This is a genomic window from Microvirga pakistanensis, assembly GCF_004458765.1.
GTDB classification, from domain to species: domain Bacteria; phylum Pseudomonadota; class Alphaproteobacteria; order Rhizobiales; family Beijerinckiaceae; genus Microvirga; species Microvirga pakistanensis.
Genome location: NZ_SPJX01000300.1, coordinates 15,615 through 37,356, shown reverse-complemented (window position 1 = coordinate 37,356; position 21,742 = coordinate 15,615). Strand labels below are relative to the sequence as shown.

Annotated in this window: 21 protein-coding genes and 1 pseudogene; 19 read left to right on the top strand and 3 right to left on the bottom strand. The window is 61.1% G+C overall.

Features of this window, described 5'->3' with window-relative positions:
- Both E4K09_RS16690 and E4K09_RS29185 read left to right on the top strand, forming a co-directional pair.
- Positions 1-205 (top strand): annotated as a pseudogene (locus E4K09_RS16690) (IS6 family transposase); the annotation flags it as partial.
- A 41-nt stretch (positions 206-246) separates the two neighbouring features.
- Entirely contained in the window at positions 247-399 is a 153-nt protein-coding gene (locus E4K09_RS29185; RefSeq protein WP_166802366.1) for a hypothetical protein, read from the top strand.
- A gap of 258 nt (positions 400-657) precedes the next feature.
- Here the strand turns inward: E4K09_RS29185 and E4K09_RS16685 are convergent, their stop codons facing one another.
- Both E4K09_RS16685 and E4K09_RS16680 read right to left on the bottom strand, forming a co-directional pair.
- Complete coding sequence (locus E4K09_RS16685; protein WP_134498936.1) at positions 658-2,214, bottom strand: GMC family oxidoreductase; 1,557 nt, start codon at positions 2,212-2,214, stop codon at positions 658-660.
- Between the two features lie 155 nt (positions 2,215-2,369).
- Complete coding sequence (locus E4K09_RS16680) at positions 2,370-3,041, bottom strand: GntR family transcriptional regulator (protein ID WP_134498935.1); 672 nt, start codon at positions 3,039-3,041, stop codon at positions 2,370-2,372.
- 182 nt (positions 3,042-3,223) lie between these two features.
- Here E4K09_RS16680 and E4K09_RS16675 point away from each other — a divergent pair, with 182 nt between their 5' ends.
- The 12 genes from E4K09_RS16675 (at position 3,224) to E4K09_RS16620 (ending at position 15,701) form a co-directional block, all read left to right on the top strand.
- Entirely contained in the window at positions 3,224-4,060 is an 837-nt protein-coding gene (locus tag E4K09_RS16675; protein ID WP_134498934.1) for an alpha/beta fold hydrolase, read from the top strand.
- Positions 4,061-4,078: 18 nt separating this feature from the next.
- Entirely contained in the window at positions 4,079-5,218 is a 1,140-nt protein-coding gene (locus E4K09_RS16670) for an FAD-dependent oxidoreductase (protein WP_134498933.1), read from the top strand.
- A gap of 62 nt (positions 5,219-5,280) precedes the next feature.
- Positions 5,281-5,871 carry an amino acid synthesis family protein gene (locus E4K09_RS16665; protein ID WP_134498932.1) on the top strand — a complete coding sequence of 197 codons (591 nt, stop codon included), beginning with the start codon at positions 5,281-5,283 and terminating at the stop codon, positions 5,869-5,871.
- 31 nt (positions 5,872-5,902) lie between these two features.
- The gene (locus E4K09_RS16660; protein ID WP_134498931.1) at positions 5,903-6,361 is read left to right on the top strand and encodes a YbhB/YbcL family Raf kinase inhibitor-like protein; all 459 of its coding nucleotides are present in this window, start codon (positions 5,903-5,905) and stop codon (positions 6,359-6,361) included.
- Positions 6,362-6,433: 72 nt separating this feature from the next.
- Positions 6,434-7,156, top strand: a complete 723-nt coding sequence (locus tag E4K09_RS16655) for a class II aldolase/adducin family protein (protein WP_134498930.1) — start codon at positions 6,434-6,436, stop codon at positions 7,154-7,156.
- Positions 7,157-7,269: 113 nt separating this feature from the next.
- Positions 7,270-8,907: a GMC family oxidoreductase gene (locus E4K09_RS16650; protein ID WP_134498929.1), complete on the top strand. Its 1,638-nt coding sequence runs from the start codon at positions 7,270-7,272 to the stop codon at positions 8,905-8,907.
- Positions 8,908-8,958: 51 nt separating this feature from the next.
- The gene (locus E4K09_RS16645) at positions 8,959-9,903 is read left to right on the top strand and encodes a TAXI family TRAP transporter solute-binding subunit (protein ID WP_134498928.1); all 945 of its coding nucleotides are present in this window, start codon (positions 8,959-8,961) and stop codon (positions 9,901-9,903) included.
- 28 nt (positions 9,904-9,931) lie between these two features.
- Positions 9,932-11,896, top strand: a complete 1,965-nt coding sequence (locus E4K09_RS16640) for a TRAP transporter permease (RefSeq protein WP_134498927.1) — start codon at positions 9,932-9,934, stop codon at positions 11,894-11,896.
- A 27-nt stretch (positions 11,897-11,923) separates the two neighbouring features.
- Complete coding sequence (gene fhmpcd1 / locus E4K09_RS16635; protein ID WP_134498926.1) at positions 11,924-12,853, top strand: 5-formyl-3-hydroxy-2-methylpyridine 4-carboxylate 5-dehydrogenase; 930 nt, start codon at positions 11,924-11,926, stop codon at positions 12,851-12,853.
- A gap of 4 nt (positions 12,854-12,857) precedes the next feature.
- Positions 12,858-13,412: a TRAP transporter small permease gene (locus E4K09_RS16630; protein WP_134498925.1), complete on the top strand. Its 555-nt coding sequence runs from the start codon at positions 12,858-12,860 to the stop codon at positions 13,410-13,412.
- Positions 13,409-14,680, top strand: coding sequence for a TRAP transporter large permease (locus tag E4K09_RS16625; RefSeq protein ID WP_134498924.1), 1,272 nt, complete (start codon positions 13,409-13,411; stop codon positions 14,678-14,680). Before E4K09_RS16630 ends, E4K09_RS16625 begins: the two co-directional genes overlap by 4 nt.
- A gap of 13 nt (positions 14,681-14,693) precedes the next feature.
- Complete coding sequence (locus tag E4K09_RS16620; RefSeq protein ID WP_134498922.1) at positions 14,694-15,701, top strand: TRAP transporter substrate-binding protein; 1,008 nt, start codon at positions 14,694-14,696, stop codon at positions 15,699-15,701.
- A 20-nt stretch (positions 15,702-15,721) separates the two neighbouring features.
- Here the strand turns inward: E4K09_RS16620 and E4K09_RS16615 are convergent, their stop codons facing one another.
- Positions 15,722-16,129 (bottom strand): fimbrial biogenesis chaperone, encoded by a 408-nt coding sequence (locus E4K09_RS16615; RefSeq protein WP_134498920.1) that lies wholly within the window; start codon positions 16,127-16,129, stop codon positions 15,722-15,724.
- An 83-nt stretch (positions 16,130-16,212) separates the two neighbouring features.
- Between E4K09_RS16615 and E4K09_RS16610 the strand changes: the two genes are divergently transcribed.
- The 5 genes from E4K09_RS16610 to pldA all read left to right on the top strand — a co-directional run bounded on the left by E4K09_RS16610 (position 16,213) and on the right by pldA (position 21,739).
- Positions 16,213-17,253, top strand: coding sequence for a putative B6 ABC transporter substrate-binding protein (locus E4K09_RS16610; protein ID WP_134498917.1), 1,041 nt, complete (start codon positions 16,213-16,215; stop codon positions 17,251-17,253).
- A 110-nt stretch (positions 17,254-17,363) separates the two neighbouring features.
- Entirely contained in the window at positions 17,364-18,881 is a 1,518-nt protein-coding gene (locus tag E4K09_RS16605; RefSeq protein ID WP_425293854.1) for a putative B6 ABC transporter ATP-binding protein, read from the top strand.
- On the top strand, positions 18,878-19,972 hold the full coding sequence (locus E4K09_RS16600; protein ID WP_134498913.1) for a putative B6 ABC transporter permease subunit 2: 1,095 nt from the start codon (positions 18,878-18,880) through the stop codon (positions 19,970-19,972). Before E4K09_RS16605 ends, E4K09_RS16600 begins: the two co-directional genes overlap by 4 nt.
- Positions 19,973-19,975: 3 nt before the next feature.
- Entirely contained in the window at positions 19,976-20,911 is a 936-nt protein-coding gene (locus E4K09_RS16595; protein WP_134498911.1) for a putative B6 ABC transporter permease subunit 1, read from the top strand.
- 21 nt (positions 20,912-20,932) lie between these two features.
- The gene (gene pldA, locus E4K09_RS16590; protein WP_134498909.1) at positions 20,933-21,739 is read left to right on the top strand and encodes a 4-pyridoxolactonase; all 807 of its coding nucleotides are present in this window, start codon (positions 20,933-20,935) and stop codon (positions 21,737-21,739) included.
- Positions 21,740-21,742: the final 3 nt, after the last annotated feature.

The following is a 21,742-nucleotide window of genomic DNA, read 5'->3' as shown; positions in this document are numbered from 1 at the left end:
AAATTCGCATCTCTCGCTGCGAAAGCGGGAGAGAATGATGCAGGGCTTTCGGTCTGTGGAAGGCCTGCAGCGGTTCACATCAGTCTTTTCGGCTGCCAGAAATCTGTTCGTGCCGCCCCACTCGCACCGGTCTGCCCTCACCAACCATCTTCACCGCCTCCAGGCCATGGCGGTATGGAAAGCCGCGGCCGGAGTTCTGGCGTGAGATCACCGAGACAGGGCGTATTGCTGTCTTCTCAGGTTAACGTGACAGCCCCCATTGTGGATGGCCAGACCGACACTCCGATCGACCTCTTCTCCATGGCTCGCTTCAAGAACGCCGTGCAGGTCTCGGACAAGCTCGCGCATGAGTTCGATACGTCGGCCGCTCCCGGCGGTCTGGCAGGGCGACAATCATGAGAAGGCTTGCTTTATCTCTCGAGCAAAGACATTGCAACACTCGGCATGAAGCCTCAAGTCGCCCGAAGCGCGCACATGCCTTCCGTTTGCAGGCCCAAGGAGTGAAACGGCATGGCGATGGTTCGAGGGGAGACCAGTAGCGCTTGAAGCGGATGGGCTTGGTCATGCGTCTGTTCATGAGGGATAAGCCGTGCTCAAGAGTTGCCGAGGCATTCCCCAGGAGTGATCACCAGCAGACATCTGAGCGACGCTCGGATATCAACTCACTCTGTTCATAGACCGAGCGAAAGTCTCTGCGATTACCAGAACCGCGGCATGAATCGGTCCTGCCGTAAGGTTGGGCATGACCGAAGCATCCACGACAAAGAGATTGTCGAGCCCTTTGAGGCGCAGATTCGCATCGACAACGGCCTCTCCATCCTTCCCCATCCTGCAGGTGCCGCAGGGATGATGGTGTGTGATGACGGACTGTGCTATGAAGTTGTCGATTTCGGCCGCACTGGTCAGGCTGCTTGGCAGGAGCTCGCGCTCTCGCCATTCGGAGAGTTCCTCTCGATGCCCGATCGCCCGAGCCGCTTCCAGAGCGTGGCGAAACAGCTCGCGGTCGTGATCGGTTTGCAAATATGCCGGGTCGATGATCAAGGGGTCGCCGAGATCAGGGCCGCTTATGCGCACGCTGCCGCGGCTCGTCGGATGGGTGATCCCGAACAGCAGCGAGTAGGCGGTGCCGGCGGCAGGCGCTCGGAAGCGTTCGGACACGATCGGCGCAATGCCACAACCAACGACTATTTCAGGCTGCCCGGTCGCGGTGAAGTCGGCAGCCCGCATATAGGCCATCGACTCGGAATGCTGGAGGCGCGACGGAGGGACAGGCTTGCGGGCTTCGTAAAGGTTGCCTGCACCCAGCAGGTGGTCCTGAAGGTTACCACCGATTTCCGGCACGTTGATCAAACAGTCAACGCCTGCGGCATTGAGTATATCCTCCGGACCGACGCCCGAGCGCATCAGCAAAGCAGGGCTTTCCAGCGCGCCGGCGCACAGGACCACCTGATCCGCAAAGACTTCGACCGGATTCTGTCGGCTCACGGCCTCGAGGCTGCGCACCTGATTGCCATTCAGGGTCAGCCGCCGCACCTGGGTTTGGGTGAGGATGGTCAAGTTTTCCCGACCGCGAACGGCCGGTGTGAGCCAAGCATCCGCCGCCGTAACCCGCCGCCCGTCGCGAATGTTCAGAGAGTTCGGGGTGACGCCGATCATCTCTCCGCCATTGTGGCCTTGAAGGCGAGGCAGGCCCAAAAACGCTCCGGCCTCAATGAAGGCGCGTGCGACCGGACTGACCTCATCCGTCGGCATATGGACCGGCAACGGTCCGCCCTTGCCGTGAATGCCGTCGCCGCCGAGCGGGTGGTCTTCGATCGCCTGGAAGGCAGGCAGGAGTTCATCCCAACTCCAGCGGCCATCTCCGGCTGCGTCGGCCCACGCTTGGAAATCAGACGGATGGCCTCGCATGTAAGCCATGGCGTGTAGGCAGCTCGATCCGCCGATGACTCTCCCCCGCGCCCAATGGTGTACCCGACTCGCAGTTCCGGCTTGCGGTTCGGTACGATAGTCCCGATCGTAGCTGCGGCCTTGAAGCGCTGGCCAAGCGGCTGGATTCCAGATGTCTGGATCCTTTGGTTCCTCACCTGCCTCGATCAATACAACGCGACGGCCCGGCTCGTCGCTGAGCCGCGCCGCGAGCAAGGCTCCGGCTGATCCGCCGCCGACGATCACGATATTGGCATTTATCTTCTGTTCAAAAGCGATCTCTGCCATCACCGCTCCATCTGACATCTGCTGACTTCGACAACGGGCACAAGCGGCGCGAACATGACATTTGCGCAGGCCTCACTATGCGGCCAGCGGTGATATCAGTGCAAAGCATCTCAGGCATTCCAGCCCTTGGATACGGCAAGAGCGTTCGAGGAAGATCAATCTTCTCGATCCATTGACGTTTTTGCCGCCGCCTTCGCTTTGAGCACATGTCGGCGTGCCGCTTTACGGGCGGCTTTCCCGTCGCCCGCGGCGATGGCTTTGAAGATCTCCCTCATCTCCTCCAGGCTGCTTTGCGCTCGACCCTCCAACGACATCGATCGGCCCCGAAAGAAGCTTATCCTAGCCACGAGGCCGCGATGAACTTCCTCCAGAATCGGATTCCCGCAATTCGCGAGGATGATCGAATAGAAGTCCGCAGCGGTCATAACGCGCGCAAAGCTGTCGTTGCTGGCTGCCGCCTGTTCGAATGCGGAAAGGGATTTCTCGAGTTCACGCAGTTGTTCCGGCGAGATCCTCGCTGCGCATCGTCCCGCTGCCTCGACTTCCAACAGCTCTCGAACCTCGTAGATGGCGGTTGCCTCTTCCCACGAAAGTGCTGGTATCGATGGGCCCCGGTTGGGGACGATCTCAATCAGGCGTTCAGCCTGAAGACTGCGCAATGCCTCTCTCAGCGAAGGGCGGCTGACGCCCAGCTGCGCGCAAAGCTGACTTTCGACGAGGCGGCTTCCCGGCTGGAACAATCCAGAGAAGATGGCTTGCCGCAACTTGTCGACCGTCTCCTGCTGCACTGTTCGGGGCGAAATCCGCAAATTCAGATCTGGCAGCATCAGTAACATCTCGTGGGATCTAGGTCACAATAGAACGCATCATATGCGAAGATATCAGAATTGAACAGGGCGAACAGTCATATTGTCAATTCTGAAGATCGCAAGAATGTCAGACAATCCTGTTGACGTGCCCCCGAAATGTGTGATCCTCTTGAATATGCCGGGCAGCGGTAGTGAGGATCTTGGACATGGTGGAATACATACCCTCCGACCACTTCAGCTCGCGTCGTGTCGATACGGGTCGCATCACTTTGAACGTGCGAGAGGCGGGCGACGGCCCATTGATGCTGTTCTTCCATGGCATTACCTCCAACTCCGCCGTCTTTGCGCCGTTGATGGCGCAGCTCTCCAATCGATTCACGACCGTAGCAGTTGATCAGCGGGGGCATGGCCTCAGCGACAAGCCGGAAAGCGGCTACGACGCGAACGATTATGCAGAAGACATTGCAGGCCTGATCCGCACCCTTGATCGGGGCCGGGCTATCCTCGTCGGGCATTCCCTGGGCGCGAGAAACTCTGTTACGACGGCGGCCAAATACCCGGACTTGGTGCGATCGGTCATTGCGATTGACTTCACTCCATACATCGAGACCGAGGTGTTCGACGCGTTGGAAGCTCGAGTGAATGCCGGAAACCAGATTTTCGAAGATATTCAGGCCGTCGAGGCATACCTCGCCGGCCGTTATCCGAACATTCCGGCAAGCGCCATCAGGGTTAGGGCCGAAAGCGGATATCGGGCAGCCGATGGCGGGCTCCGCCCATTGGCTTCGCCCGAAGCCATGGCTCAAACCGCAAAAGGCCTGCGATCTGACCTAGTGCCTGCTTATCAGGAGGTGACGAGACCCGTTCTCATCGTCCGTGGCGAAGCAAGCAAACTCGTTTCGGCAGCGGCGCTGGCGAAGACAAGTCGGCTGCGACCGGACCTGCCCGTCGTCGTAGTGCCGGGCGCTGACCACTACGTCAACGAGGTCTCTCCCGAGATCACGCTGAAAGCCATCACGAACTTCATCGACGCCTGACGCAATAGGACCCGATAAATGGCCAACGTAAACAGTAGTCCCATGAAAGTGCGCCGAGCGGAAATCGCCGGCGGCGGCTTTGCCGGTCTTACAGCCGCCATCGCTCTCAGGCAGAACGGCTGGGAAGTCAGGTTGCACGAAAAAAGCAGCGAACTAAGAGCGTTCGGCGCCGGCATCTATCTATGGCACAATGGCCTTCGCGTGCTCGAAGGATTGGGTGCTCTGGAGGACGTTCTCCAGGGCTCTCACACGCCTCCGACCTACGAGACTTGGATGCACAACAAGTCGGTCTCCAAAGAGACATTCAACGGCCTGCCGTGGCGTATCATGACCCGGAGACACCTGCATGATGCTCTGGTCAGCCGCGCCCGTGTGCTGGGGGTCGACATCCGCGTCAATTCGGAAGCTGTCGCCGCCGATCCGAAAGGTCATCTGACCCTCCAGAACGGCGAGGTGCTCGAGGCAGACCTGATCGTCGGCGCCGACGGCGTCGGCTCCAAGGTCAGGGATTCCATCGGTTTCAAACAGGACCGGTGGATCTCGAGGGACGGTCTGATACGGCTGATTGTCCCACGCATGAAGAAGGAGCTCGGTCACGGCGAGTGGGATAACACCATCGACATGTGGAACTTCTGGCCGCGCGTTCAGCGGATTCTCTATTCGCCTTGCAATGAGAATGAACTGTATCTTGGCTTGATGGCGCCGGCCGACGATCCTCGCGGATCACGCGTTCCGATCGATCTCGAAGTCTGGGTCGAGATGTTCCCGTTCCTGGAACCGTGCTTGGTCGAGGCAGCTAAGCTCAAAACTGCCAGGTACGACAAATATGAGACGACCAAGCTGGATAGCTGGACGAGAGGCAAGGTCGCGCTTGTCGGGGATGCGGCCCATGCAATGTGCCCGGCTCTTGCTCAGGGCGCCGGTTGCGCGATGGTCAACGCTTTCAGCCTGTCGCAAGATTTGGAGACCGGATTGTCTGTCGAAGACGCCTTGGTCGAGTGGGAAAAGCGGATCCGCCCGATCACCGATCGCTGCCAGGCTATATCCGGCGAGTACGCCGCGAACCGATCGCTCTCTAAAGGAAACATGTTCACGCCGGCGGCCCTGGAAGCTGCTCGCTACGACCCGCTGCGCCGCGTCTACTCATGGCCGCAATAGGTCATAAGCCGGTCAACAAACCAATTGGCGCGCAGAAGCTGCGCTCCCCTAGGGAGATCAAAATGGACTATTCGACCGAAGTTGAAAAGCGCTACGAGGTGAGAGGGTGGTATTCCACCGTCCATGAAATCCGGCATGACGGCGGGCGACCCGGTGACACTCTGATCAAAGCAGCAGTGGGCGTCGTCATACGCAACCCGTTTGCCGGAAAATTTGTCCCCCAGCTCTCTGATTTGATAGAGCCGAGCCCGGCCATCGGTTATGCGCTCGGTGAACGAGCTGTCGCCCTGCTCGGCAACAGGCAGGTCGAGAGCTATGGCAAAGGCGGTATCGCCGGCACTGCCGGTGAGCAGGAGCATGTCGTCGCTTGCATCACCACGGAGTTTGGCGATCCACTACGGCAGCAGGTGGGCGGCGGTAAGGCCTGGATCTCGTCGGTTAGCAAGGTTGCGGTTGCCGGCACAGCTATCGATATCCCGCTCGCCCACAAGGACGAGCTCTATATCCGCTCCCATTATGACGCCGTCACGTTCTGCGTGCCGGATGGCCCACGACCGGATGAGCTCCTGATCTGTGTCGCTGTCGCATCGGGCCCGCGCGTGCATCAGCGCGTCGGGGGTAAATCCGTCGCTGACCTCAAAGCCAGTGTCTAGTTCGATCTAAATTGATGGGAGAAGGAATTCCATGCCGCTGAACATCAAGGACCTCAAGATTACGTCCGCAGATTTCCAACCGCTCGGGAGATTGCGCGATGAGCATGCCGGTGACAAGGGCAATGTACTGCCCAGGCTTACGATCAGCGGCGTTCCGGCGAGTGCGAAGGAGCTTGCGGTCATCTGCCACGATCCCGATGCGCCCTTGCCCAACGGCTTCACACATTGGGTCGTCTACGGCATCGATCCATCGACCACTGATCTTTCGGATGCGCAAGAAAAATTTCGAGTAGGACCCAACGGTGCCGGCGACAGGCAGTACTACGGGCCTCAGCCGCCAGCCGGCCATGGAGAGCATCACTACTACTTCTGGGTCTATGCCCTAGACACGAAGGTCGAGGGGACACCCACTCGGGAGGAATTCCTCCAGAAGTATGCCGGGAACATCATTGAGCAAAATCGGATCGTCGGCATCTACGAAAACAAGTGAAATCGGCGGCATCAACGATCAATGACAAGAACAATCATGAGCGTGATCGGCGTGTAACGGGAGACTACAAACGTGAAAGACAACAAATCTGCTCACCCCAAGGTTTTCGAAGAGCTGGTGACAGCCACAAAGATCCTGTTGAACGAGGGCATTTTGGATACGTACGGACACATCAGTGCCCGTGACCCCGAGGATCCCGAAAGCTTCTTCTTGGCACAAAAGCTGGCCCCCAGCCTGATAACCGCCGACGACATACTGCGCTTCAACTTGGACGGCGAGACAACCGACAATCGACCGGCCTATTTGGAGCGCTATATCCACAGCGAGATCTACAAGGCACGGCCGGACGTCCATTGCGTGCTTCACAGTCATTCTCCCGCTGTCGTGCCGTATTGCTTCGTCGATCAACCGCTTCGGCCGGTCACTCACATGGGCGCTTTCCTTGGGGATGCGGTTCCGGTCTATGAAATCCGCGACAAGCATGGTGACGATACGGATCTGTTCGGAAACAGTCCAAGCGTTTGTCGGGATATCGCCGAATGTCTAGGGGATAAAGCCGTCGTTCTCATGGCGCGCCACGGCGTCGTGAATGTGGGCAGCTCCGTGCGCCAAGTGGTATTTCGTGCTATCTACACGGAACAGAATGCTGCCGCGCAGACGGCCGGCATACAGATCGGCAAGATCAAGTACTTGTCTCCGGGCGAGATCAAGACGGCAGGAAGCCTCGTCGGCGCCCAGATCGATCGTGGATGGGAACACTGGTCGGAGCGCCTCAGACAAGCCGGCCTCGCCTAAGACCCATCTGGCAATGAGGACCGGGAAAGTCCCGGTCCTTACCAAGATTTTCTGGCTCGCGTCCCAACCGTCCTCCGGCGCTGACGCGTCGGTCGAAAGCAACGAAACGCATCATGCCGCACGCGGAAAGCTACGACTACATCATCGTTGGGGCCGGATCGGCCGGTTGCGTACTCGCCAACCGACTGAGCGCTGATCCGACCTGTTCGGTGCTTTTGCTCGAGGCCGGCGGCTGGGACCGCGATCCCATGATCCATATACCGCTCGGGTGGGGTAAGATCCTTACAGAGCGCCGCCACGACTGGATGTATTTCTGCGAGCCCGAAGAGAATGTAGGCGGACGCCGCGTCGAGTGCGCGCGCGGGAAGGTGATCGGTGGATCATCGTCGACCAACGCCATGGCCTATGTGCGAGGAAATCGCGGGGACTACGATCGTTGGGCAGCCGGGGGGCTCCCCGACTGGTCCTATGAAAAGGTTCTGCCTTACTTCCGGAAGCAGGAAACCTGGGAAGGGGGGGAGAATTACTTTCGTGGCGGTAACGGCCCGCTCAATACCCAGTTCTGCCGCTACAAGGACCCGCTGATCGAAGCCTTCGCGCAAGCCAGTGCGCAGGCAGGTTACACGCAGACGGATGACTACAACGGCGAGCGGCAGGAAGGTTTCGGCCGCCTCCAGATGACGATCTCGAAAGGCCGGCGCTGCTCGACTGCGTCTGCTTATCTGCGACCGGCGCTGAAGCGTTCCAACCTGACCGTCCTGACCGGAGCGACCGCGTCGGTCATCGTATTGGACGGCACTCGCGCCACCGGGGTGACGATGAACCATCGGGGCAGCCAGCGCACGGTCGCCGCCCGCAAGGAGGTTTTGCTGGCCAGCGGTGTGATCAACACGCCGCAACTCCTGATGCTGTCCGGCATAGGAGCGCCGGAGGAGCTCGCGGCGCATGGTATTCAAACGCAAATCAGTCTACCTGCCGTGGGTAAGAACTTGCAGGATCACGTATCAGTGATTCTTATGTACCGTCGCCGCAATCCGGGCCCGTTCCTACGGAACATGCGTGCGGACCGGATCGGCTTCGATTTCGTCAAAACCTATCTGACGGGGAGAGGTTTCTCGGGGGATGTGCCCGGCGGAGTTGTCGCTTTCCTGAAAAGCAATCCGGATCGCCCGCTGCCCGATGTGCAACTGCTCTTCACGGCGGCTCCGCTTGCCGCATGGCCCTATTTCAAACCATTCAAGGCACCGTTTACGGATGGCTTCGCGACGCGGGTCGTAGCGACACAGCCTGAAAGCCGGGGTATGGTGAAACTGGCATCGGCCGATCCTTCCGCGGCGCCACTGATCCAGCAGAATTTTCTGGCTTCACCGAAGGATTGGGAATCGCTGCGGGCCGGCTTCCGGATCGCGAGGAACCTCGCGGCGCAACCCGCCATGCAGCCCTTTATCGACGCAGAGTTCTTTCCGGGCACGAAGTGCCAGAGCGACGAGGAAATCGACGAGCACATTCGACAGACCTCCATCACCGTGCACCACCCGGCCGGTACCTGTCGGATGGGGAGCGACGAGGCCTCGGTGGTGGACCCGGAACTGCGTGTTCGTGGCGTTGCCGGCCTGAGAGTGGTTGATGCGTCAGTCATGCCGGACCTGGTGTGCGGAAACATTAATGCTGCGGTGATCATGATTGCTGAGAAAGCTGCCGATCTGATCAAAGCGGATGCGCGACAGCGACGTAGCGCTCTAACTTCCTGACGAAGAAACGAAAACAGCCGGTTTCGGGGCAGCCAAGAACGGAGAACGCCGATGAGTATCAGAAAGATCGCAGCTGGGATCCTGATCGCAATGACCTGCGTGGGCACCGGAGCATCGGCGCAAAGCCTCCGGTTTGGCGCTGGCCAGCAGGGCTCGCAAAACTACGGGGTCAATGCCGCCCTCGCGCAGGTCATCGACACGCAGACTGATCTCGCCGTGACCGTCCAGGCTTTCGGCGGACCAACGGCCTTTCTGCCGCTCCTCAACGCCGGCGAACTTGACATTGCGGCCGTCGTCACGCCGGACGTTGGCGATGCGATTCGCGGAACCGGCCCGTTCAAAGGGATGCCGCAGCAGAACCTTCGCGTCGTGGCTCCGCTCCTGCCAAGCCCCGTCGGCCTTATGGTCCGCAAGGATTCCGGAATCTCGACGATCGCCGACCTGAAGGGCAAAAGGATTGCATGGGGCGTCCCTGCGCAGGCAAGCATTCAGCCCTACTTCGAGGGGGCGCTGGCAAATGGAGGCTTGACTGCTTCGGACGTGAGAACGGTGCCCGCTTCAAGCGTTGCCAACGGTGTTGCGGCGCTCGTCAGCGGAAATGTCGACGCCACGCTGTTTGCCTTGCGTGGCGGCGCAGTGGTCGAAGCGGATTCGGCAGTCGGTGGCATCAAATGGTTGCCGTTCGATGATTCGCCGGAAGCCGTCAAGCGCATGCAAGCCATCGCACCGGAATCCTACATCTTCGACGTCGCGGAAGATGCAGGCGTTGTCGGCGCATCGGGCCCCTTCAAGACGATGGCTTATGATTATGTTCTTGTCGCAAGGGCGGATCTCGACCCCGCTGCGGTGTCCAAGATTGCAACGCTGATCAAAGACAAGACGGCGGCGATTGCCGCCACCAACAACATCCTGAGCGCGATGTCGGCGCAATCCGTAGCCAGGGTCTATCCCAGCCTGCCCATTCACGATGCGGCCAAGGCCGTGTTCGGTCGATAGGCCCGGTTCGGCCGGCGGAGGTTAGGCCATGTCTGAGCAAGAGAAACTCATTCCTGCGCCGATTGCAGATGGCGAAGGTCTGCCTGTCGACCAGACATCGAAGATACTGGGGTTCATGCTGGCGGTCATTGCACTAGCCTGGATCCTCGATCTGCATATCATGGCCGACGTGCAGCTGTTCAACGAACAGCCGCTCGCTGTCGCCGTGGGGCTGGCGCTCGCCATCATGTCGATGTCGCTCGGCTTCAACGCTGGCGGCGCTTACCGCGTCGCCGGATTCGGCATCGGTATCGTGCTGTTGGCCCTCATGCTCATGATTGCGTGGCGCTACCCGCAACTCACCATCGTAGCGACCATGCGCCCGCTCTGGCTTACGGTGACCTGCTTCACGTTGCTGGCCGGGCTGCTGCTGCTGGTCTGGCGCTCGATCGGCTTCCCCATCGTTGGCATCGTCGCCGCATTCTCGCTTCTCGCAATATTTGGAACCTCCGTCGGCATTCCGAGCACCCCGGTGGACCGCTGGGCGATCTACATGATCGTCGATCCAAACGGCCTGCTGGGCCTGCCGGTCCGTGTAGCCGTCGAGATCGTCATCCCCTTCGTGTTGTTCGGGGAATTGCTTCGGCATTCGGGCGGAAGCGACTATCTCACACGTGTCTGTCTCGCTATGTTCGGGCGTTATCGGGGCGGTAGCGCCAAGGCGGCGATCGGTGCTTCGGCGCTGTTCGGCACGATCTCAGGCAATGCCGTTTCGAACGTCGTCGCCACCGGCGTGGTGACGATCCCGCTGATGAAGCGCACAGGCTTGAAGCCGGAAACGGCGGCGGCGGTCGAAGCTGCCGCTTCCACCGGCGGCCAACTGCTTCCCCCGGTCATGGGCGCGGCCGCCTTCGTCATGGCCGATTATCTGCGGGTGCCATATACGCAAGTGGCAATCGCGGCCGCATTGCCGGCCGTGCTTTATTACGGTGCGATTTTCATCCAAGTCGACCGCATAGCAGCACGAGCGGGGGCGCGCCCACTCGATGAGGGAGAACGGACCTCGTTCACGCAAGCGCTTCGCGAGGGCGGCCACTTTCTGCTGCCGTTCGCAGCCCTGTTCTACCTGCTTTTCACCCTTCAGACACGGCCGCAACTTGCAGCGCTTGCGGCCATCGTGACCCTGCTGATCACCGGCATCATCCGTCCGTACAATGGAAAGCGGCTGACGCCCGGGTCGATCCTTAGCGCCCTTGTGGATACAGGGGTCGCCGCAGCGCCTCTCATGCTCATCACCGCAACGGCAGGCCTCATAATCGGACTTGTCAGCCTGACCGGACTGGGCTTCTCGATTGCTGCGCAGGCGATTGCGCTAAGCGGCGGAAACACGCTCCTGCTGCTTGTGCTCGTCGCGCTGATCGCGATCGTCTTCGGCATGGGAATGCCGACCGTCGCCGTTTATGTCGTGCTGGCGACGATTTTGGCGCCGGCTCTCGTTGACGCAGGTCTGGCGCCTATGCAGGCTCACCTTTTCATCCTGTATTTCGGGATGATGTCGATGCTGACGCCGCCCGTGGCCCTTGCCTCGATCACCGCTGCCAAGATTGGTGGGGCAAGCATGTGGCGCACCAGCATCATCGGCCTGCAACTGGCCTGGGTGGCTTATCTGGTGCCGTTCCTGTTTGCGTTGTCCCCTGAGCTGCTGCTAGGCGGAACCTGGGTGGGCGCGACGCTTGCGGCAATCACCGCATTCGGCGGTATCGTCGCGGTCTCCATGGGGGCCGTCGGTTATGCACGCAGTCATCTGTCGCCGGCCATGCGCGCCGTATACCTGCTGATCGGCATATGCCTCATGCTGCCACCGACCTTGTCTCCCGCCATCGGTTTCGCCAACCTTGCCGCGGCGGTGGGCCTCGTCGTGCTGCTTCTGCGTTCGCCGTCTCCTGAGAAGAACGGTTTGCCGGCGCGAGCCGGATTGACTCTCGCCAATGCCAGAGAAGGGGAGCCGACCTGATGGCGGTACAACATGCATAAGGGTGCAATGATCAAAAACATCGCAATCATCGGCTTGGGGACGATGGGTCCGGGCATGGCCGCCCGCCTTGCGAGAGGCGGCATTAAGGTGGCTGCCTATGACCTTGCCCCAGTCGCGCTTGAGCGAGCGAAGACGATGCTGGCAGGCGCGGACGGTGTGCTGGACTCGTTGGGCATCGTCGCACCGGAAACAGGTGCCGGATCAGTGCGACTGACAGACGACATCGCGGATGCCGTCGCCGGCGCTGATCTCGTGATCGAGAACGTTCCAGAAAATGTAGCCGTCAAGGCAGACGTCTATCGAAAGATCGACCGGCTGATCGCCTCGGATACGATCGTCGCCTCCGATACCTCCGGTATCCCTATTACTCAGTTGCAGGCGCATATCTCAAATCCCAGGCGTATGGTCGGAATGCACTGGTCGAACCCGCCGCACATCATTCCGATGATCGAAGTCATCGGGGGCGAAAAGACCGCTCCAGAAACCGTCCAAACCATCCGTGAGCTCATTCGCTCGCTCGGACTCCTCCCCGTGGTGGTGAAGAAGGATGTGCCTGGCTTTGTCGAGAACCGGGTGCTCTACGCGCTGTTGCGTGAGGTGGTTGACCTCGTAGAGCGCGGCGTGATCGAGCCTGAAGACGTTGACACCTGCGTGTCCTGGGGAATTGGTTACAAGCTGGCAGTCGTCGGACCGATGGCCCTGCTGGATATGGCTGGGCTCGATATCTACAACTCAGTTTCGTCATTCCTGAACTCGGACCTCTCCGATCGAAAGGACGTTGCGCCGATGATCGGCCGCAAGATCGCGCAAGGCGCGCTTGGGATCAAATCGGGCGGGGGGATCTACTCCTACACCCCCGAGCGCATCGCCGAACTCCAGCGCGAACGTGCGCGCAAGCTCGTCGCTATCCGACGCATTCTCGAGGGGAGTGATTGAAATCATGGCAGCGATGGAAAGCCAGCTGATAAAGCAGACTGCGCAGCAGCCAACATTGTCGCGTTTGGCTGGGTCGGCGATGAGCTGGCTGCATACTCTGCTCGGCTTGACCTTGCTGTTCGTCGTCATCGTCAACGTGATCAACGCGATCAGCCGCTATCTGTTCGGTATCTCGCCTGTCGGGGCTGACGAGCTGATGGTCTACGTGGTGATTTGGCTGGTCATGATTGCCGCGATCCTTTCCCTGATCCTGCGTTCTCACATCAACGTCAACCTGTTGCCTTCGTACACGAGGGGGCGCGCTCGCCACCTACTTCATATCATTCACGATGCCGCTGCGGTCCTGGCCTGTGGTTACGCCGCTTACGCATCATGGCTCTTCATCGGACGAATCTCGAGGCTCGGCGTCACGAGCATGGGGCTTGGTTTGCCGATGACCGTTCCACACGCGGCATTGCTGATCGGCTTCGCCGGGCTGAGCGTCACAGGAGCCATCATGCTTGTCCGTGATTGTCTGGCGCTGATCCGCAATGATCCACAAGTCGAGGTGGAGACATGATAGTGTCGCTCGCCATACTACCGCTGGTGCTGCTCGCCGTGGGAACGCCAGTTTTTCTCGTGTTCATGACGGCGGTTGCGGTGACGATGATGTTCGTCATGCCTCTTCCACCCATGGCCTTGCAGCAGGTCCTCTTCGGCGGGCTGGACAACTATGCGCTGCTGGCGATCCCCTTCTTCGTGTTTGCCGGCGAGCTGATGAGCACCGGCGGCATTGCCCACCGATTGATCAACTGGGCGATGGCCATGGTCGGCCGCGTGCCGGGCAGCCTGGGGGTCGCGACCGTCGGCGCCTCGACGGCGATCGGCGCCATCAGTGGGTCGAGCGTAGCCGCGGTCGCCGCACTCGGAAAGACGCTTTATCCGAAGTTGGTTGACTCTGGCTACGGCAAAGAGAGAGCCGGCGGACTGCTCGCTTCCAGTGGGGCGATCGATATCGTCATCCCGCCCAGCATCGCGATGATCCTCTACGGTTTGGCGGCGGAGCAATCCATTCCCAGGCTCTTCATGGCCGGTGTGCTTCCAGGGCTGTTGATGGCCGCAATGATGGCAGGTTTCATCATCATCGTGGCTGTACGACAGGGGATTCCGAGCGAGAGTCGCTTCGAGCCGAGGATTGCCTGGCAAGCGACAAAAGAGGCCTTCTGGGCGCTCTTGATGCCGGTCTTCGTGCTCGGCGGAATCTACTACGGTCTGTTCTCCCCGACCGAGGCGGGCGGGTTCGCCTGCCTTTATGCCATCCTCGTGGCGCTGTTCGTCTACCGGACGATGACGGTGCGCGACGTCATCCGTACGGCGGGTAGCGCGGCGATGCTTTCCGGCCAGGTCATGATCATCGTAGCGACAGCCAGCGTCATCACCTGGATGCTGACCACCCAAGGCGTACCGCAGGCGATCATCGCGTGGATCAACGCGCTCCAGCTCGACGCGCCCACCTTCCTGCTCGCCGTCAATGCGATGCTTCTGGTGATCGGCTGCTTCCTCGATCCAACGTCCGCTATTCTCGTCTTCGCGCCGCTGCTGGTGCCGATCGCGATCTCGCTTGGGATCGATCCGATCCACTTCGGCATCGTCATGACAATCAACCTGGCCATCGGCATGTTCACGCCTCCGTTCGGCCTGAACATCTTCGTGGCGCAGTCCGTCACGGGCCTTCCGGCACACACTCTCTACCGCGGCGTCGCGCCCTTCGTAATCGTGCTCGTGCTGGCGTTGATCATCATCACATATATCCCGGCGTTGTCGCTAACACTCGGTCCGCAAATCTAGAAAAGGGAACTCCATGCTTTTCAGACTTCTTAAAGCTGCCGCGTTGACTACCGCGATCGCGCTGACTCCGCTCACCGCCGTGCAGGCGCAAACGACGATGAAGCTCGCGTCGGCTACGATCAACGACGTTCAGCACGAATGGCAGAAGGTCTTTGCGAAGGAGCTCGAGGGGCGGGTAGGCGGCGCTGTGAAGACCGAGATCTACCCGGCCAGCCAGCTCGGCGCGATCCCGCGTCTGGCCGAGGGCGTGCTCCTCGGCACCATCGAGGCTTTCACGACGCCGACATCCTTTATGACCAATGTCGACCCGCGCTTCCAGGCCTTCGACGTTCCTGGACTCTTCAAGACGCCGGATGACGTACGCGCCGCGATCCATGATCCGGCATACCGCAAGCATCTGGAGGAAATGTTCCTCGACAAGGGCCTGCGCGTGATCGGGGCGATCTACAACAGCCCCACCGTCGTCTTCACCATGAAAGATGTGACGACGCTTGCCGGCTTGAGGAAGCTCAAGATCCGCACCTTCGCCTCGCCGCTTCAAATCAAGCCAATGGAATTGGTCGGTGCAACGCCGGTGCCGCTGGCGCTGACCGAGGTCATTCCGCAGCTCCAATCCGGTGGCCTCGACGGCATGCTGGTGGGCATGCCCATTCTGACCGCGTTCAAGTACTACGACGTCGGCAAGAACATCCTGGATCTGCGTTTTGCCGAAATCGTCTCTGTGACCGTGGTGAACGAGGATTGGTTCCAGGCTCAGACCGATGAGGTCAAGGCTGCCATTCTGGAGGCAGGCCGTGCCGCCGAGGAAAAGGTTTTCCCGTGGGGCGTCGAGAACGTCGAGAAGACCTACAAGGTCTGGACCGACAATGGCGGCAAGGTCAACGAGCTGTCGCCCGAGGACCAAGCCAAGATGGAGGCAGACTTCTCAAAGCTAGCGGCCGACCTGTTGGCCGCGCAGCCGGCCGTCAAGGCCGAGTACGATCGGCTCCGCGCGCTCGTCGATGCAAAGGTCAAGCGATGAGCGCGTCCCCCCGCCTCGGCTCAACGGCAGCCCAGACCTGTACCTTCGGCACGGCAGTCGAGCTGCTGAGCCTGCGGCTGGTTTCGACCAAGGCTGAGATTCCAGCGCGTCTCGTAAGTGTGCCCCTCAAGGCCGCACCAGGCGCGTTCGACCGGGAGAGCCTCGCCGCGCGCATTCATCACGGTCCAGACTCCGTTCAGCGTATCGAAGCGAAGCTCGAGGCTGGCCTTCTCACCGGGTGCGATCCTGGCAAGATCCGTAGAGAACCAATGCGCGATCTCTGCCTGACACAGGATGGGCGCAACGCCCGAATTGCGGATCTCGACCGGAACGGCAACCAAGTTATCAAGATCGACTGTCCTGCCGGCAGCCGCCGAGGCGGTCAGTCCCAGGAGTGCGGCGGTAATGAAAAGGAGAGATGAGCGCATAGAAGGATGACTCCAGGCCAGCTCACGCCGAATAAGACAAACATGTGAGCGCATAGGGAATAATCTAGCAACGGGAGAAGAAAATGACAGTTCTAATCAAGCGCAGCATGCTTGCTGCTCTAGCGGCGACGTTTATGGCCGGATCCGCAATTGCGGCTGAAGTGAAGTCGATCGCTATCCTAACGCCCCAGGAAGGCACCGACTTCGGCTGGAACCAGCAGGGCATTGATGCCGCCAAGGCAGCGGCCAAAGCGGCTGGCATCGAGGTCACCGTCGCCTCCGGCCTCGGCTACGGCGACGTTCGCCCTACGCTGCGCGAAATCGCGGCCGATGGCGCGAGCTTGATCATCGCCCATGCGAGCGGCTACGCGACCTCCGCGCCTGAGATCGCCGAAGAGACGCAAGTGCCGGTGGCGATTGTCGATTCTCCGAAGGCGCTGAAGGCCGGCCTCGTTGCCGACTACACGCTGAGCGGTCATGAAGGCGCCTATCTCGCCGGCCGCGTGGCTGCCAAGATGAGCCGGTCCAAGCATGTCGGCATCGTCGTGTCGGGCGAACCGCCGTCATGGAACTCGCAGTCGGCCGGCTTCGCTCAGGGTGTTAAGGCCGAGAACCCGGACGTGAAGATCACTTATGCGGTGATCGGTCCCGCCGCCTATAGCGATGCTGCCGGGGGCCGGCGGGTGACTGAAAGCGTGATCGGGGCCGGCGCCGACATCATTTTCGGCCAAGGCAACGGCTCGAGCTTCGGCATGCTTCAGGCGGTCGAGACTTCCAAGGCCGCAGATGGGGGCAAGGTGCTTTTCATCGACGTGATTGGCGATAAAACCTCCGTCGGCAAGGGCCACCTGCTCAGTTCCGTCGTCTGGGACATCACTCCGGTCTACTCGGCCATGATTAAGGATCTGAAGGACGGCACCTTCGGCACAAAGCGTTACGCGATTAGCCTCGCCGACAACTCGGTGAAGCTGCTCAAGACCGACCAGATCCCGGACAACGTCTGGGGCGAGGCCCAGAAGATTCGCGAGCAGATGATCTCCGGCGAGATCAAGCTCCAGCCGGTCTTCGAGGCGACCGCTGTGCGGGCCCTGATGACCAACGTTTCGGCGGCGGCGGCCAAATAGGGAAAGGCTGCTTGGCGGAGGGAATCACGCGATCCCCTCCGCGACTCAATGCGAGGTGGAACGGTATGGAGGATCCCATGATGGAGCACCCGCGGGCGGGACTGCCTATCGTGACACTCGAAGGCGTTACGAAACGCTTTCCCGGCATTGTCGCCAACGACAGGGTTGATTTGGACATCTGCGCAGGTGAGGTGCACGTCCTGCTGGGCGAGAACGGCGCAGGAAAGTCGACGCTGATCGCCATGCTATCGGGGCTGCAGCAGCCCGACGGCGGCCGCATCCTCATTGACGGAGCGGAAGTGCCGATCCGCTCACCTAGCCATGCCCTGTCGCTGGGCATCGGAACCGTCTTCCAACACAACATGCTCGTGCCGACGCTGACCGTCGCGGAGAACCTCGCGCTCGGCGGTCGCTGGTGGAAGCGTCCCAGGACCGCCGAGCTTGCAGCCCGTGTTGCCGAAATCGCGCGGCCTCTCGGGATCGAGATCAATCTCGGTGCGCGGGTGTCTGAATTGTCGCTCGGCGAGCAGCAGCAGGTGGAGATCGTCCGTGCGCTGCTGCGCGACAGCCGGCTCCTGATCCTCGACGAAGCGACTTCGATGCTGACGCCGAAGGGCATCGCCGAACTCGGCGCGCTGATGCGGCGACTGGTCGAGCGCGGGCTCGCGGTCGTATTCATAACGCACAAACTGGGCGAGGCCGCCGATTTTGGCGACCGTATCTCAGTACTCAAGCTCGGTCGCAATGTTGGCGAGATCCCGCCGGAGCGCCTCCGCTCGCTCGAACGCGCCGCACTGGTGGACGAGATCGTGGCCATGATGTTCGGCCGGCAAGCGGGTGACGACGCGGTCTCCATTCCGCCGCGGGCTGCCAATGACGATGCGTTGCTGGAGGTGCGCAACCTCAGCGTGGCGGCTACACCAGATGCGCCTGGGCTCGACGCGATCTCGTTTGCGATTGGGCATGGTGAAATTCTCGGTATCGCCGGCATCGACGGAAACGGCCAGAAGCAGCTCGCCGAAGCACTCGCCGGACAGCGGCAGGCCGTCAGCGGCAGTGTGGTGCTGGCCGGTCAGGAGATCAACGGGCTTGACGTTGGCGGGCGCCGCCGGCAGGGGCTGCGCTACCTCACCGATGACCGGCTCGGCGAAGGGACTGTGGGCACCTTCCCGGTCTCGATCAACTACTTCCTCAAGGAGATCGGCGAGCCGCCGCTCTGGCGCTCCGGTGTCGAACGGAGTCGCGAGATCGAGGCGCGCGCGCGAGAACTGACGCGGATCTACGATGTCCGCACGCCGGGCGTTTCGACGCCGGTCGGCCGCCTTTCGGGTGGCAACATCCAGAAGGTGCTGATTGCCCGCGAACTCGCGGATGGCGCTCGCGCGGTGATCTTCAACAAGCCAACCTACGGGCTCGACCTCGCCAATACACTGGCGACGCGCCAGCGCATCCGAGACATCGCCGGGCAGGGCCTTGCGGTACTCCTCATCTCAACAGACCTGGAGGAACTGCTCAGCATGTGTCACCGTATTGCCGTGATCTCGCAGGGGAGTCTCGTGGGCACCGTTCCGAACGGCGATGGTGCTGGCGAGCGGGTGGGCCGCCTCATGATCGGAATTGCGGCATGAGCGGGGAAGCAGTCCACGTTCGCGCCGCGCCGCTCGACGCCTCGGCGGGCCAGGCCAGTCGTCGCGACTTGGGTCGGCGACTCCTCATCACACTGGGACCCATCCTCATCTCGCTCGCGCTTGCCGGATGCGTATTGCTCGCGGTCGGGGTTGATCCGCTCGCATATTACGGTTTCGTCGTAGAGCGCGGACTCCTGTCGCCGCTCGGCCTCCAGCAGACGCTGACGCGAATGGCGCCGCTGCTCTTCATAGCGGCCGGTCTCATCGTCGCCTTCCGTGCCGGCATGTGGAATCTCGGCGGCGACGGCCAGTTCCTGCTGGGCGCCGTCGCGGCGGCGGCCACTGCGCCGCTACTGGTCCAGTCGCTGCCGGGCTGGCTCGCGTTGCTCGTGGCCTTTTTGATCGCAACGGTGGTCGTCGTAATCTGGTCGCTCGTCCCGGCGCTGCTGCGCGCCTACCAAGGGGTCAATGAGATCATAACAACGCTGATGATGTCCTTTCTCGGCGTCTCGCTGGCCAACGTGCTGGTGAAGCTCGTCTTCCTCGATCCAGGGACGACTGTGCCGCAAACGCGTACGCTCCCGGTGGGCGACCGCCTGCCGCGCCTCTTCGAAACGACCATCACCAGCGGCCTTGTCTTCGGGCTGGCCGCTATCGTCATCGTCCACTTGGTCATGACGCGGACAGCCTTCGGTCTGAAGCTGAGGACTGTCGGGGCCAACCCGCGTGCGGCGGTTCATGCCGGTCTCAACGTGCCGCTCCTGACCGTCGTTGTCTTCGCTATCTCGGCGGGGTTGATCGGCATGGGCGGCGCGATCGACATCATCGGTATTCACGGCAATGTGCGGGCTGACTGGAACCCAGCCTACGGCTTGGCCGTCATCCCGGTCGTTTTCTTGGCACGCATGAACGGCTTCGCCGCCATAGGTTTCGTCTTCCTCCTGTCGGTTCTTTCGATTGGCGGCGAGAGCGCGGCGCGACGGCTCGGTGTTCCACAGCATTTCACCTTGGTTCTCGTCTCGATCGTTCTGATCACGCTGGCGATCGCCGAATATCTGGACCACCGGTTCAATCAGGTGCGGAGGACTTAAGCGATGGGTGGATTCGCCAGCGACACCTTCCTGGCGGCACTGCTCTTCGGCGCAGTGACCGCGGCGATCCCGCTGCTTCTGGCTGGGCTCGGCGAGCAGATGTCGGAAAAAGCCGGCGTGCTCAACATTGGCATCGAAGGAATGATGATCACTGGAGCCTATCTCGGCTTCGTGAGCGCCTACTACTCGGGGTCTTTTTGGCTCGGTTTCCTGACGGGCGCGGCGGGCGGCGTCGCCGTGGCCGCGCTGATGGCGCTGCTGTGTGTCCGGATCGGGCTCAACCAAATCGTGATCGGTATCGCGCTGACCCTCGGGCTGGAGGGTCTGACCGCGCTTCTGCACCACTTCCAGTTCTCGCGCAGCTATCCGCGTCTCCCGGCAGCCGAGGTAACGCCGATCCCACTTCTGGCAGACATCCCAGTGCTCGGGTCGGCACTGTTCCGGCATCACCTGATCGTCTACCTCGCGGTCGCGATGGTCGTCGTGATGATCTGGGTCTATCGGCGCACGCAGTTCGGCATCAATTTGCAGGCCGCGGGGGACAAGCCAGCGGCGCTCGACGTCGCCGGCATCGATGTCATCCGCACCCGCACGGCGGCTGTGTTGTTCACTGGCGGCATGGCGGGTCTAGGGGGCGCGTATCTCGCCAATGTCGGCGCAGGACTCTTCATCCCCTTCATCACCAACGGCGCTGGGTTCCTCGGCATCGTGCTGGCGATGCTGGCCCGGGGCCAGCCGGTCTGGGTGCTGGTTGGCGCATTGGTATTCGGTGGCTGCCTCTCGATGACGACTGCGGCGCAGGTGGCAGGCGTCAACATCCCGACCGACGTCATTCAGATGCTTCCGTTCCTGGCCGTGATGGCGATGCTCGTCCTGTTCGGACGCCGCGCCAGCCTGCCGGCAGCTCTCGGCATTCCCTACGAGCGCGGTGCGCGCTGACGATCAACCAAGGAGTCAACAATGACGGATACCAAGGTCTACCTGCTCGACGGCGGCTCGCTCGTGATCGATGGGTTTCACGTCTTCTGGAATCGCGGTCCGGCTGGTGACGTGCGATTCCCGGTCTATTCGATCCTGGTGGAGCATGCAGAGGGCCGATTCCTGTTCGATACCGGCTTCGACTACGACCACGTCATGAAGGTGTTGCCCTTCGAGAAGCCGATGCAGACGAAGGAGCAGACGATCCCCGGCGCGCTCGGCCTCATCGGGCTCGAGCCTAAGGATGTGGACGTGGTCTTCAACTCGCATTTCCACTTCGACCATTGCGGGGGCAACAAGTACCTCCCGCATGCCAAGAAGATCTGCCACAAGCTGGAAGTGCCGCAGGCCTGTAACCCTCAGCCCTTCGAGCATCTCGGCTATTCCGATCTCAGCTTCTCGGCCGAGGCGGCTGAGGCACGTGGCGCGACCGACCAGCTTCTCCCCGGCACGACGCGTCAGAACTCGACCTTCGAGGGCATCGAGGGCGATGTAGAGCTCGCCAAGGGTGTAAACCTGATCTTCACGCCCGGCCACTCGATTGGACACTACAGCCTGCTGGTGGAATTCCAGACGCGCCGGCCGATCCTCTTCACGATCGACGCCGCCTATACGCAGAAAAGCCTGGAGACCCTGTGCCAGGCGTCCTTCCATATCGATCCCGTCGCAGGCGTTGAATCCATGCGCCGCGTCAAGAGGCTGGCCGAAGAGAAGGATGCCGAGCTGATGTTCTCTCACGACATGGAGAACTACAGAAACTACCGCACGGGCACGCAGTTCTACGGCTGAGGG